The sequence below is a fragment of the Streptomyces sp. sk2.1 genome, assembly GCF_008120935.1.
GTDB lineage: Bacteria > Actinomycetota > Actinomycetes > Streptomycetales > Streptomycetaceae > Streptomyces.
Map to the genome: position 1 here is coordinate 31,217 of NZ_RDBO01000074.1, position 12,622 is coordinate 43,838.

10 protein-coding genes and 1 pseudogene are annotated in these 12,622 nt (G+C 73.9%); 6 read left to right on the forward strand and 5 right to left on the reverse strand.

The features are described from left to right. Together EAO76_RS45535 and EAO76_RS26730 are read left to right on the forward strand one after the other, a co-directional pair. Nucleotides 1-197, forward strand: a pseudogene (locus EAO76_RS45535) (HXXEE domain-containing protein); the annotation flags it as partial. A gap of 133 nt (nt 198-330) precedes the next feature. Then, entirely contained in the window at nt 331-750 is a 420-nt protein-coding gene (locus EAO76_RS26730) for a DUF3574 domain-containing protein (protein WP_148838505.1), read from the forward strand. A 60-nt stretch (nt 751-810) separates the two neighbouring features. Here EAO76_RS26730 and EAO76_RS26735 read toward each other — a convergent pair whose 3' ends face one another. Further along, a complete protein-coding gene (locus EAO76_RS26735; protein ID WP_187438807.1) occupies nt 811-1,431 on the reverse strand; it encodes an HXXEE domain-containing protein in 621 nt (206 codons plus the stop codon). An 83-nt stretch (nt 1,432-1,514) separates the two neighbouring features. On the opposite strand from EAO76_RS26735, the gene EAO76_RS26740 reads away from it, so the two are divergent. Then, on the forward strand, nt 1,515-2,093 hold the full coding sequence (locus tag EAO76_RS26740; protein ID WP_148838495.1) for a TetR/AcrR family transcriptional regulator: 579 nt from the start codon (nt 1,515-1,517) through the stop codon (nt 2,091-2,093). A gap of 48 nt (nt 2,094-2,141) precedes the next feature. Here the strand turns inward: EAO76_RS26740 and EAO76_RS26745 are convergent, their stop codons facing one another. From EAO76_RS26745 to EAO76_RS26755, 3 genes are all read right to left on the reverse strand, one after another. Next, nucleotides 2,142-3,515 (reverse strand): SWIM zinc finger family protein, encoded by a 1,374-nt coding sequence (locus tag EAO76_RS26745; RefSeq protein WP_148838496.1) that lies wholly within the window; start codon nt 3,513-3,515, stop codon nt 2,142-2,144. Then, a complete protein-coding gene (locus EAO76_RS26750) occupies nt 3,512-6,478 on the reverse strand; it encodes a DEAD/DEAH box helicase (protein ID WP_148838497.1) in 2,967 nt (988 codons plus the stop codon). Before EAO76_RS26750 ends, EAO76_RS26745 begins: the two co-directional genes overlap by 4 nt. A 217-nt stretch (nt 6,479-6,695) precedes the next feature. Continuing rightward, nucleotides 6,696-7,637, reverse strand: coding sequence for a slipin family protein (locus tag EAO76_RS26755; protein WP_148838498.1), 942 nt, complete (start codon nt 7,635-7,637; stop codon nt 6,696-6,698). A 266-nt stretch (nt 7,638-7,903) separates the two neighbouring features. On the opposite strand from EAO76_RS26755, the gene EAO76_RS26760 reads away from it, so the two are divergent. After that, on the forward strand, nt 7,904-8,251 hold the full coding sequence (locus tag EAO76_RS26760; RefSeq protein WP_148838499.1) for a hypothetical protein: 348 nt from the start codon (nt 7,904-7,906) through the stop codon (nt 8,249-8,251). A gap of 34 nt (nt 8,252-8,285) precedes the next feature. On the opposite strand, the gene EAO76_RS26765 is transcribed toward EAO76_RS26760, so the two are convergent. Then, on the reverse strand, nt 8,286-9,500 hold the full coding sequence (locus EAO76_RS26765) for a CdaR family transcriptional regulator (protein WP_148838507.1): 1,215 nt from the start codon (nt 9,498-9,500) through the stop codon (nt 8,286-8,288). 187 nt (nt 9,501-9,687) lie between these two features. On the opposite strand from EAO76_RS26765, the gene EAO76_RS26770 reads away from it, so the two are divergent. Both EAO76_RS26770 and EAO76_RS26775 read left to right on the forward strand, forming a co-directional pair. Continuing rightward, on the forward strand, nt 9,688-10,590 hold the full coding sequence (locus EAO76_RS26770) for an SGNH/GDSL hydrolase family protein (RefSeq protein WP_148838500.1): 903 nt from the start codon (nt 9,688-9,690) through the stop codon (nt 10,588-10,590). A 6-nt stretch (nt 10,591-10,596) separates the two neighbouring features. Further along, the coding region (locus EAO76_RS26775) for a hypothetical protein (RefSeq protein ID WP_262375773.1) at nt 10,597-12,622 on the forward strand (2,026 nt) is incomplete at its 3' end.

The window sequence follows — 12,622 nt, forward strand, 5'->3', positions numbered from 1 at the left end:
GCTACACGCCGGGGGTCCTCACGGCGCCGACGGTCGTCGTCCCGTACTCGGTCTGGGCCGTGCGGAAGCTGAAAGAGGCCGGTATCCGGACCGATGGCGGCGGCAGGGCGGCCGCGGCGACCGCGGTGCTCCTCCCGGCGGCCGTCATCGGCGTCCACGCGCTGGCACACCGGCTCCCGGCAGCACCTCACCCTTGAGCGGTCCGCCGCCCCCGGACGATCCGTCGTCCCCGAACAGTCCACCGTCCCCGGCCCGTACGCCGGGACCGATCGGCGCACCGGTCCGAAGCGGCGCGGCGCGCTCACCGCGGCGGCCGTCGCGGCGGCCGTACTGGTCGTGGGAACCCCCGTCGCCTACGCCGCCCTCGGCGGCGACCCCTCCTCGGCCGCGCGTTCCGCGGCGGCCGGTGTCACGCGCGGGAAGGACTACATCGAGACCCGGCTCTTCTTCGGCACCGAACGGCCCGACGGCGGGCCGGATGTGACCGACGGCCAGTTCATGGCGTTCATCGACGAGGAGGTCACCCCGCGCTTCCCGAACGGGCTGACCATTCAGGACGGCCGGGGACAGTGGCGGGACTCCAACGGGGTCATCGAGCGGGAGCGCAGCTACGAACTGACCCTGCTCTACCCCGCGTCCGAGGCCCGGGTGCGCGACTCCCAGATCGAGCGGATCCGCGACGCCTACGAGAAGGCCTACGCGCAGGACTCGGTGGCCCGGCTCGAAGAGCGCATGACCGCCGACTTCTGACCCGGCACCCCCTGCCCCTCCCGGGCGCCCGGCCGATCCCTCCGGCCGGGCGCCCGCCCCTCACGCGCCCTGCCGGGCCGGCTCCTCACACGCCCGGCCGGGCCGGGGCAGCCGTCCCCGGAACAGCGGGGCGCGCCATCGTGCCCCGTCCCGGCCGCGCGGCCGATTGATCCGGTGCGCCAGCGCGTGGACGCCGATGACGGCCGCCGGGAGGAGCACCGCGGTCGCCGCGGCCGCCCTGCCGCCGCCATCGGTCCGGATACCGGCCTCTTTCAGCTTCCGCACGGCCCAGACCGAGTACGGGACGACGACCGTCGGCGCCGTGAGGACCCCCGGCGTGTAGCCGCGGTACGCCAGCGTCTGCGCCATGTGTACGGCGCCGTGCCACCCGAAGCCGACCAGCACCGACCGGAAGAACGGGCTGCGGCCGCCGGTGCGCGCCCCGTCCGCCGACGCCGCCGCCATGAGCCCGCCCATGAGCCCGATCGCGACGGCGGCATCGCGCTGCGAGAGCTCCATCCGCTCCCAGATCCGTTCGGGCACCGCCGGGAACCGCTCCTGGAGCCGCGGCCGGGCGGACCGCGCCCAGCGGGCCATGGTGACCAGCTCCTCCAGGTCGTTGGCCACCCAGGCGGCGAACAACCCCCAGGTCACCGTCCTGGAAACCGCCGTCTCCGCCATGCCGGACCCCCGTGATGTCGCAGTGAAGTGACCCCACCTTACAATGCAACGCAACGTTGCGTTGCTTTTTCTCTGGAGTGCTCATGTCCGACCCGCTCGTGAACCGCCGTCCGGGCAAGGGGCCCCGCGCCGCCGAAGCGATCTTCGACACCACGTTGCGCCATCTCGCGGAGCGCGGGTACGCCCGGCTCACCATCGAGTCCGTCGCCCAGGACGCCGGGGTCAACAAGACGACGATCTACCGCTGGTGGCCCTCGAAACCGGCCCTGTTGAGAGCGGCACTCATCCATGCCCGGGTGCTCGACGTCGACATCCCCGACACGGGCAGCCTCCGGGGCGATCTGATCGCCCTCGTGGAACAGATCATCGGCCTGCTCACCAACGGGCGCACGGAACCCGTGGCCCGCGCCCTGACCTCGGGCACCGGCCTGCCCGACGACGAACTCGCCGCCCTCACCCGCGACTTCTTCGCCGACCGGTTCTCCCGCGAGCAGCCGGTCTTCGTCCGCGCCGTCGCCCGCGGCGAACTCCCCGCGGGCGCCGATCCGATGCTGCTGCTGGACCTGGTCGCCGGGGCCGTCTGGATGCGGGTGCTGCTCCGCCGCGAACCGGTGCCGCCGGACTTCGCCCGGGACGTCGTCGACGCCGTGCTGCCCCGCTGACGGGAGGACGGGACCGGCCGGATCGCCGTGCCGTGCTGTACGGCGGGGTCAGCCGCCGAGTTCCATGAGCGCGCTCACCGGGTCGGAGTCCGGGGCGGCACGGGGCCACCAGTCGTCCTCCCCCGGCTCGGACTCGTAGCCGTACCAGCGTCCGTCGTGGCCGAAGCGGAGCTGAAGCGTTCCGCCGGGGTGCGTGAGGTGGTTGTGCCAGGGGTGGAAGCGGGGGAAACCGGCGGCCGCGAGTGCGGGGCGGGCCCGGTCGAAGGGACCGGCCGGAGGGTCCCAGGGGGTTTCGAGGACGGCCAGCCCCTCGGCCCCGCCCTGGCGCCAGGCGGCGACCGCCCGGGCCAGATCGGTGGTGGTGCGGCCGGTGGCGTAGGCGAGTTCGCGGTAGAGGGCGCGGGTGGTCGCGGTGAGTCCGGCGGTGTGCCGGGACGCGGCCAGCCGTACCGCGTCCTGCCAGGGCGTGAGTCCGGCGAGCGGGTCGAGGCCGGTGGTGAGGAGCGCGTGCGCGCGGACCGCCGCGTCCGTGGCGAGGTGGTCCAGGGCGAGCGGATCGCGGGCACCGGGCGGGCCGGGGTACGACGGCGGCTGCGCGGGATGCGGCGGCACGGGCAGCGGGGCGGGGAGCGGCGGGAGGAAACGCCCGGTCAGGACCTCGGCAGCCGGCACGGAGGGGGTGTCGGGCTTCGCCGGGCGCTCCTTGGCGGAGTGCGCGGCGTTGCGGCGGCCCAGCTCTTCGAGGAGTTCCCGCTCGCCCCGGCCGCGCAGCAGCAGAAGGACGAACGGGTCGGCGTCCAGGAGCCGGGCCATCTGGTAGCAGAGGGCGGCCACGTGCTTGCAGGGCCAGCCGTGGTCGGGGCAGGTGCAGTCGGGGTCGAGGTCGTCGGCGGCGGGCAGCAGCCCGATGCCCGCGGCGGCCGCGGTGTCGACCAGCGAGTGCGGCATCTCCTTGGCGAGCAGCGCGGCGAGATGGCCGGGCCGGGCGGCGACCTCGTCGAGGAAGGTGTCCCAGTCGGGGTCGGTGAGGGTCCGCAGCCGCAGTTCGCAGCGGTAGGGGCGGGGGCGGCTGCCGTGGACGTAGGCGACCACCCGGCCGGGGGTGACGGTGATGGCGGCGACCTTGCCGCTGTCGGCGTACGTACGGCCTCGGGAGAGCCGTCCCTCGTCCATCGACAGGGACTCCAGCGCGGCCACCCAGGCTCGGCCCCACCAGCTGTCCGCGAAGGGCTGATCGTCGTCGCAGGTGCGGGGCGGCACGGCCTCGAAGGTGCGCCGCAGGTCGTCGGGGCCGGGGCGCGGGCGCACCGCGGTCCGGGAAGCGGCGGGGGCGGCGGGCCCACGGGTCCCGGTGCGCGCGGCCCCCCGGCCGGTGCGCGGGGAGCGGCCGGTGCGCGGAGGGTTCTCCGGCCGGGGACTCATGCCGGCCTCCGGAGCGAGACGAGGTCGGCCAGCTCGCGGTCGCTGAGCTCGGTGAGCGCGGCCTCGCCGGTGCCGAGGACCGTGTCGGCCAGGGCCCGCTTCGCCTCCAGCAGTTCACCGATCCGGTCCTCGACGGTGCCTTCCGCGATCAGCCGGTGCACCTGCACGGGCTGTGTCTGGCCGATGCGGTACGCCCGGTCCGTGGCCTGTTCCTCGACGGCCGGGTTCCACCAGCGGTCGTAGTGGATGACGTGGGCGGCCCTGGTGAGGTTCAGCCCGGTGCCCGCCGCCTTGAGGGAGAGCAGGAAGACCGGGACCTCGCCGGACTGGAAGCGGTCCACCATCCGTTCCCGCTCGGCGACCGGCGTGCCGCCGTGCAGGAGCTGGGAGGGGACGGCGCGTGAGGTGAGGTGGGCGGAGAGGAGCCGGGCCATGGTCACGTACTGGGTGAAGACGAGGACGGAGCCGTTCTCGGCGAGGATCGTGTCGAGGAGTTCGTCGAGCAGCGCGAGCTTGCCCGACCGGTCGACGAGGCGGGTCGGCTCCTCCTTCAGGTACTGCGCCGGGTGGTTGCAGATCTGCTTGAGCGAGGCCAGCAGCTTCATGATCAGGCCGCGCCGGGCGATGCCCTCCGACGCCTCGATGAACGCCATCGTCTCGCGGACCGTCGCCTCGTAGAGCGTGGCCTGCTCGCGGGTGAGGAAGACGGGGTGGTCGGTCTCCGTCTTGGACGGCAGCTCGGGGGCGATCCCGGGGTCGGATTTCCTGCGGCGCAGGAGGAAGGGGCGCACCAGCCGGGCGAGCCGTTCGACCGCTTCGTCGTCGTCGGGCCCGGCGGCCGTACCGGTGTTCTCGACGGTGCGGGCGTACCGGGCCCGGAACGCCTTGAGGGGGCCGAGCAGCCCGGGGGTGGTCCAGTCGAGCAGGGCCCACAGCTCGGAGAGGTTGTTCTCCACGGGGGTGCCGGTGAGGGCGACCCGGGCGGGGGCCGGGATGGTGCGCAGCGCCTTCGCCGTGGAGGAGTGCGGGTTCTTCACGTGCTGGGCCTCGTCGGCGACGATCATCCCCCAGCCGTGGTCGGCGAGCCGGGCGGCGCTCGACCGCATCGTGCCGTACGTGGTGAGGACGAAGCCGCCGTCGGTCCCGGTGAGCGTGCGGTCGGTGCCGTGGAAACGGCGTACGGGGACGCCGGGGGCGAACCGGTTGATCTCCCGGTGCCAGTTGCCCAGCAGGGAGGCGGGGCAGATCACCAGGGTGGGCGAGGGGTGGGCGCGGCGCAGGTGGAGGGCGATGAGGGTGACCGTCTTGCCCAGGCCCATGTCGTCGGCGAGGCAGCCGCCGAGGCCGAGCGAGGTCATCCGGTCCAGCCATGCGAGGCCGCGCAGTTGGTAGTCGCGGAGCGTGGCGTCGAGGCCGGGCGGCGGGGCGACGGCGGTGGCGTCGGCGGTGATGCGTTCCCGGAGCGCGGCGAGCGCCCCCACGGGCACCGCCTCGACCCGTTCGCCGTCGACCTCGGCACTGCCGGTCAGGGCCACGGCGAGGGCGTCGACCGGGTCGAGCAGTCCGAGCTCCCGCTTGCGCGCCTTGCGCACGAGCGCGGGGTCGACGACGACCCACCGGTCCCGCAGCCGCACCACCGGCCGGTGGGCCTCCGCGAGCAGGTCCATCTCCTTCTCGGTGAGCTGTTCGTCGCCCAGCGCCAGCTGCCAGTCGAACGAGAAGAGGTGCTCGGCGTCGAAGAACGAGGTGCCGTCGGTGGCCGATCCGGGGGCGGGCCGTACGACGGCGGAGGCGGTGAGGGAACGGACCAGCTCCCTGGGCCAGTGGACGCCGACCCCGGCCGCCGCCAGCCGGGGTCCGGCGTCGCCGAGCAGTTCGTACAGCTCGTCCTCCCCGATGGCCAGGACATCGGGCACGGGCTGGTCCAGCAAGCGCTCCAGCGGCGCCCAGACTCGGGCGGCGCGGCGCAGGGCCAGCACGGCGTCGACCCTGGCCCGCGGGCCGAACGGCTCGCCCGCCCCGCCGCTCCACAGCGCGGCGGCGTCGGTGACGTGCGTGGGGTCGGCGAGGCTGTGCACCTGGACGACGGCCGCGGCCGCGCGCCGCACACCACCGGAGCGGTCGTGCGTGTCGGCCGCCGGGGCATGCGCACCGGCATGGGCCTGCGCGTCGGCCCGGTCGTACGCTCCGGCAGGGGTGTGCGTGTCGAAGAGTTCGTACGCCGAGAGGTCCAGGCGCAGCGAGATCCGCACCCCCGCGTCGAGCCCGGACGCGACCTCGACCGCCCAGTCCCGCGCGTTCGGCAGGTGCTGGGCCTCGTGGGCCGCGAAGGGCGCCCCCATCGCGTGCGCGGCGGCGGGCGTACGGGGCAGGGTGTCGGCGACCGCGTCGAGGAACGCCCCGATCAGCCACTCGGGGTCGGGGACCCGGAGCGGTGTGCGGTCCGGGAGCGGGACGGCGCGGCCCTCGGGCGGCAGGGCGGCGGCGATCGCCCGGAGGTGGGCGATGTCCTCGGCGTCGCGCGGGCCGGCCCGCCAGGCGTCGTGGTCGTCGCCCGTCAGACCGGGGAGCAGTCTGCCGCGCGCCACCAGGTTGAGCGCCTGGAGCGCGGCGGCGCCCCAGCACCGCGTGGCGGCGTGGGCGGACGCCTGGTGCCTGCCCCGGACCAGCAGGGGCAGGGCGTCGGCCACGGGCAGCAGGATCGCGGGCACCGTGTGCCGACGGACGTCGCCCCGCGGGCCGTCCCCGCGGACGACATCGATCTCGGACGCGCTCGGGGCGGGTGCCGGGCCTCCGGGCTCCGCGGGAGGTCCGCAGACGTCGCCCGGCTCCGGGAGCGACCCGCCGGCCGGATCCCAGAAGGCGACGCGTCCGTCCCTCGGCAACGAGGCGGGCAGGAACACCGCGGCGCACCGCAGAAGACGGACGACGGCGCCGTCCTGCCGGTCTCGTGGCGTGGCCATCCGTCCCCTCCCCTCCCGCTCCGACCCTCATGGGCACCTTGATCCTTACGACTCCCGCCGAGTCTAGGCTGGGGGTATGACAACCGACCGCGCGCCCACGTTTCAGCAGGTCAATGGCCACATGCCGGGTAAAGGCCCGGCTCGGCCGGAATGGGACAGAAGACCAGGGGACGAGTGAAGCGGAACAGGGCCGTCCGGCGGATCGGCGCCCCGGCTCTCAGTGCCGGGCCAACGGCTTCGAACGGCTGGGCCGCGCGGGAACGGCCGACGACTGCGACGGCTGCGACTGTTGCGGCTGCCGTGACTGCGGCTGCTGCTGAGCCTGCTGCGGCGGCGACACCTGTTGCGGCGCGGACGACTGCGGCGCGGACTGTTGCAGTGCGGGCGACTGCGGCGCGGACTGCTGCGCCCGCTCCAGGAAGCGGAGCAGCTCCACCGGGAACGGCAGCACCAGCGTGGAGTTCTTCTCCGCCGCCACCGCCACCACCGTCTGCAACAGGCGCAGTTGGAGCGCGGCCGGCTGGGCGGACATCTCCCCCGCCGCCTCGGCGAGCTTCTTCGACGCCTGGAGCTCGGCGTCCGCGTTGATGACCCGGGCCCGCCGCTCACGGTCGGCCTCGGCCTGGCGCGCCATGGAGCGCTTCATCGTCTCCGGGAGCGAGACGTCCTTGATCTCCACCCGGTCGATCTGCACGCCCCAGCCGACCGCGGGGCTGTCGATCATCAGCTCGAGCCCCTGGTTCAGCTTCTCGCGGTTGGACAGCAGGTCGTCCAGATCGCTCTTGCCGATGATCGACCGCAGCGAGGTCTGCGCCATCTGCGACACCGCGAACCGGTAGTCCTCCACCTGGATCACGGCGCTCGCCGCGTCGACGACCTTGAAGTAGATGACGGCGTCCACCCGTACCGTCACGTTGTCCCGGGTGATCCCGTCCTGGGCGGGCACCGGCATCGTCACGATCTGCATGTTGACCTTGCGCAGCCGGTCGACGCCGGGAACCACCATGGTGAAGCCGGGCCCGCGCACCTCGTCGCGGAGCCTGCCCAGCCGCAGCACGACGCCCCGTTCGTACTGCTTGACGATCTTGGCGGCCGCCACCATGTAGAGGGCACCCGCCGAGGCCGCCGCCACCAGCGCGATTACGAGATCCTGGACCATGACGGCCCCCTGAAGGACGGAAACAACCTGACCCGAGCGAGTCAGCCGCTATTACCACGGTATGCCCAATATCAACCGATATGAACACGGCTCGGGCCTCCGTCCTCGCGGCTGTCGCCCACCCGGCCGCGCACCGGGTGCCGGGCCCGCGGGGAGCGGGCAGGGTGACCAGCGTCAGCACGTACTCCGTGGCACACACGGCTCCGCGGCACACGCGGCACCGGTGCCGACGGACCGGCCCGGACCAGACAGACGAGGACCCGTCCATGCCCTTGACCGATCACCGACGCCGCCGCCTCGGCATCGCCGCGGGGACCGCGCTCCTGACCCTCACCGTCGCAGGCTGCTCCGGCCTCGGCCGGACCGCGGTCGGGCCGGTCATCTACACGACCCAGCGGAACGTCGACATCGCGGTGAACAGCCCGCCGGTGAAGGGCTGCCACCGCCTCGCCCCCTCGGGCGCCAAGGCCGTGTTCAACGAGACCCTGATCGACATCATCCTGTACCGCACCTTCGACTGCACCGGCCCGGGCACGACGTACCTCGCGACCGGCCTCAGCGACTTCAATCCTCCCAGCGTCCTGCCCTGGCGCAGCTTCAGCACGGTCCACTGACCGACCGCGCGGCCCCGGCCCGCCGCCGTTCCCCTCACACCGAGCGGCGGGCGACGAGGGCCGCGCTGATGTGCTGGAGATCGACCGGGCGGGCCGGGGAGAGACCGGTCAGCCGGTCGATGCGGCGTATGCGGTAGTCCACGGTGTTGGGATGGATGTGCAGGGCCGCGGCGGTGGCCCGCCGGTCCAGCCCCAGTTCGAGGTACGTCTCCAGGGTGCGCAGCAGGTCCGGCTTGGCCTCCAGCGGCCCCAGCAGCCGGGCGAGCCCGCGCAGGGCCTCGCTGGGCCGGCTGAGCTGGTACTCGAGCAGGACGTCGGCCAGCCGGTACAGGCCGGGCGGTCGGCCGGTACGGGCGACCAGGTCGACGATCTCCGCGTTGCGCGCCACCGCGGCCGGCACTTCCTCCGGTTCGGCGGTCTCCGCGGCGGCGATGACCGGAACGCCCGCCGCGCGGGCCGCCTCGTCGATCAGCGCGCACAGGCCGTCCGGCCCGCGCCACGGCGGCGGCGGACCGGCGACGGGCAGCAGCACCGTGCCGCCGGAGGTGTCCAGGGCGGTGAGCGTCGGCGTACCGGCGAAGTGGTCGAGGGCCGTGCGGACGCGGCGGATCTTGCGCCGGGCCGCGACGCCGGACCCCGGGCCCGGTGACTGGTTCGACTCGTCGGGGTGCGGGGCCAGCGCGAGCGTCATCGTGAGGTAGCGGGCGGCCGGGCGCAGTCCGGTGCGGTGGGCGAAGCGGTCCAGGGGCTCACCGGTCAGCAGGGCGGCCATCAGGGCGTGCCGGCCGCCGTGCTCCTGGCTGTCGAGGATCTGCCGGGCCTCCAGGTACGCGCTGCTGACGGCCGAGGTCAGCTGCTGCTGGAGGACCATGATGCGGTCCATGATCTCCAGGACGGTGGCGAGGTCGTCGGGCCGCGCCCCCTTCGCGGTCTCCTGCCAGCACATCGCCGTGCCGACCTGGTAGGCGGTGAGGATCGCGTCCAGCGGCACGCCCTCCTCCGCGCGCTGGGCCGCCGAGTCCCGCTGCTGGGCGAGTTCGGCGTCCGTGGCGGGACGGCGGTGCTCGACGACGTCCGCGAAGAGCCGCAGGTTGTGCTGGACGATGTCGGCGATGTCGCCGGAGATCTCCTCGTGCGGGAGCTCGGCGTAGACCGGCAGGTCGGCCAGGAGCCGGTCGACCACACGGACCGTCAGGGCCGGTACCCGGGCCCGCAGTTGGGCGGCAACCGGGCGCCCGGCGATGGACAGCGGCCGGTCCCTCGGGCCCCTGAAAGCACCGTGGTCCCCCTCGACGACGGGCGGACGGTTGTCACGCGTCACAAGTTCCCCCGCGGAAGTCTGCGTTACCCACCAGTTAAACGACGGCAGTTGAGTCTGCATGATGACCGGCGTCACGCGCCATGCCACGTCCCGCGCCCCACCGTCGGAGGATTTCGTGAACTTGCCGCAGAACAAGGACTTCTGTCGTTCCGTCAGGACCATCATGGGCTCGCTCGCCCTGGCCGGTCTGGCCGTGGGGGCCGGTGCCGTCCCGGCATCCGCCGCCGCCGAGGACGACACCACGTCCTACGTCGCGCTCGGCGACTCCATGGCCTCCGGACCACTCGTCCCGGACATCACGGGGCCGCTGGCCTGCGGCCGTTCGACGCACAACTACCCGCACGAGCTGGCCTCGCGCCTCGGTGCGTCGCTGACCGACGTCACGTGCAGCGGCGCCGCCTCCAAGCACATGACCGAGAAGCAGTCGCTGTCGCTGCTCGACATCCCGATGGGCTCGGCGCCGCCGCAGTTCGACGCGCTGCGCCCGGACACCGACCTGGTGACGCTGACCATCGGCGGCAACGACGCCGGGCTGGTCGGCATCGCGCAGAAGTGCACCACCCTCGACCCGAACGCCACCCCGTGCAAGGAGAAGTACAACGAGGGCGGCGTGGACCAGGTGGGGCAGCGCATCGCGGAGTTCGCGCCGAAGCTGGGGGTCGTCCTGGACACGATCCACCAGCGCTCGCCGCAGGCCCGGGTGATCGTCACGGGGTACGGCCTGTACATCAAGCCCGGTGGCTGCTGGCCGCTGCAGCCGGTGCTCCCGGTGGACGCCGACTTCCTCCAGGGCAGCGTCGACCGGATGAACACGGCGATCGCCCAGCAGAGCGCCGCGCACGGCGCCGAGTACATCGACCTCGCCACGCCCAGCAAGGGCCACGACTCCTGCCAGTCCCCGTCGGACAAGTGGGTCGAGGGCTACGTGCCGACCTCGCTCGCCGCTCCGCTGCACCCCAACCGCAACGGCGAGGCGAACTACGCCGCCATCATCGGCGCGCACATCCAGGGGAGCTGACCGGCGTTGCGGCACCGATTGCTGCGCGGGCTGCTGGCGGCGGCGCTCGGCGCCGCCGTCCTGCTCGTCCCGGACGCCCCGGCGGCCCGTGCCGCCGGGGCGTCCGGGTCCGGCTGCGACCCGCTGGCCCCCAGCGAGTGCCTGCTGCCGTTCCCGAACGACTGGTACACCCGGTCCGACCCGACCACCGACACCGGCCGCCGGGTCTCCTTCGGCGCCACCTCGCTGCCGCCCACCGCGACCGGCCGGAACATCGACCCGACGGCCTGGAACCGCTCCGACGGCTTCTCCCCCGGCTCGACGCTGATCGCGCACGTCCCCGGCCTCGACCCGGCGGCGACCGGCGCGGCCCCGCTCACCGACATCGGCCGCTCCCTCGCCCCGGACGCCCCCGTCGTGCTGCTGGACACCGGGACCGGCGAGCGATGGCCGTACTGGGCCGAGCCCGACTCCAACGCCACCGACCCCGCCCGCCGCGCCCTGCTGATCCACCCCGCGCGCAACTTCCGCGACGGCCACCACTACGCCGTCGCCCTGCGGAACCTCAAGGACGGGGACGGGCGCACGATCCCGGCCGCCGCGCCGTTCGCCGCCGTCGCCGGGAAGCCGCTGCCCGCCGGGCACCCGCTGCGCGCCCGGCAGCACCGGCTCCGCCCCGCGCTGAAGGCGCTGCACCGGGCCGGGGTGCGGTCCGAGGGGCTGTACCTCGCCTGGGACTTCACCGTCGCGAGCACCCGCGGTCTCACCGGTGACCTCTTCACCGTCCGCGACGACGCGTTCCGCCGGCTCGGCGGCCGCCCGCCCGCGTTCGACGTCACCGACGTCACCGACTTCACGGCCGAGCAGGATCCCCGGATCGCCCGGGAGGTGACCGGCCGGATCAGCGTGCCCGGCTATCTGGACCGGCCCGGCGGGCCCCCCGGCTCCGTGCTGCACCGCGGCCCCGACGGCCTGCCGCGACGGCTCCCGGGGAGCACCCTGACCGCCACGTTCCGCTGCGAGATACCGCGCTCCGCCTTCCGCGCCCCCTCGCACCCCGCCCTCTACGGGCACGGCCTCCTCGGCCGCCGCTCCGAGGTCGGCGCGGGCAACGTCAAGGCGATGGCGGCGGAGCACAACTTCACGTTCTGCGCGACGGACTGGATCGGGATGGCCGAGGAGGACATCCCCGCGGTGCTCGGCGCGCTCGCCGACCCGAACCTCTTCCCCGCCGTGCCCGAACGCAGCGAGCAGGGCATGCTGAACGCCCTCCTCCTCGCCCGCGCCCTGATCCACACCGACGGCCTGACCACCGACGCGGCCTTCCGCGACGCGGACGGCCGCCCGCTCGTCGACATCCGGCACGGCATCGGGTACGACGGCAACAGCCAGGGCGGAATCCTCGGCGGCGCCCTGCTGGCCGCCTCGCCCGACATCCGCCGCGGCGTCCTCGGCGTCACCGGCATGAACTACGGCCTGCTCCTCAACCGCAGCGTCGACTTCGCACCGTTCCAGCAGGTCCTGGACCTCTCCTACCCGGACAAGCTGCGCCAGCAGATCGTCCTCCAGCTGTTCCAGATGGTGTGGGACCGCGGCGAGACCAACGCGTACGCGAACCACCTGACCGACCGCCACCAGGTACTGATGCACATCGCGTACGGGGACCACCAGGTCGCGAACGCGGCGGCCGACGTGGAGGCGCGCACCATCGGCGCCCGGCTGATCGCCCCCGCGCTCGCACCGGGCCGCGGTCCGGACACCGTCCCGTACTGGGGCATCAGGACCGTCGCGCGCGACCGGCTGCCGTACCGGGGCTCCGCGATGGCGGTGTGGGACAGCGGCACGCCCACCCCGCCGCTCACCAACACCCCGCCCGCCGGGCCGGATTACGGCCACGACCCGCACTCGGACCCCCGCAACTCGTCGGCCGCCGCGTTCGCGACCTGGTGGTCCCCGTACGCGATGTGCATCAGTACCTGGTGGCGGTCGGTCAGGTGGTTCGCGTACGCGTTGGTCTCGCCGCGGTCCCACACCATCTGGAACAGCTGGAGGA

Excerpts from the sequence above, each read along its gene's own strand:
- EAO76_RS26750 (WP_148838497.1), bottom strand. The coding sequence starts at position 6,478 with ATGGCCACGCCACGAGACCGGCAGGACGGCGCCGTCGTCCGTCTTCTG.
- EAO76_RS26755 (WP_148838498.1), bottom strand. The coding sequence starts at position 7,637 with ATGGTCCAGGATCTCGTAATCGCGCTGGTGGCGGCGGCCTCGGCGGGT.
- EAO76_RS26760 (WP_148838499.1), top strand. The coding sequence starts at position 7,904 with ATGCCCTTGACCGATCACCGACGCCGCCGCCTCGGCATCGCCGCGGGG.
- EAO76_RS26735 (WP_187438807.1), bottom strand. The coding sequence starts at position 1,431 with ATGGCGGAGACGGCGGTTTCCAGGACGGTGACCTGGGGGTTGTTCGCC.
- EAO76_RS26740 (WP_148838495.1), top strand. The coding sequence starts at position 1,515 with ATGTCCGACCCGCTCGTGAACCGCCGTCCGGGCAAGGGGCCCCGCGCC.
- EAO76_RS26745 (WP_148838496.1), bottom strand. The coding sequence starts at position 3,515 with ATGAGTCCCCGGCCGGAGAACCCTCCGCGCACCGGCCGCTCCCCGCGC.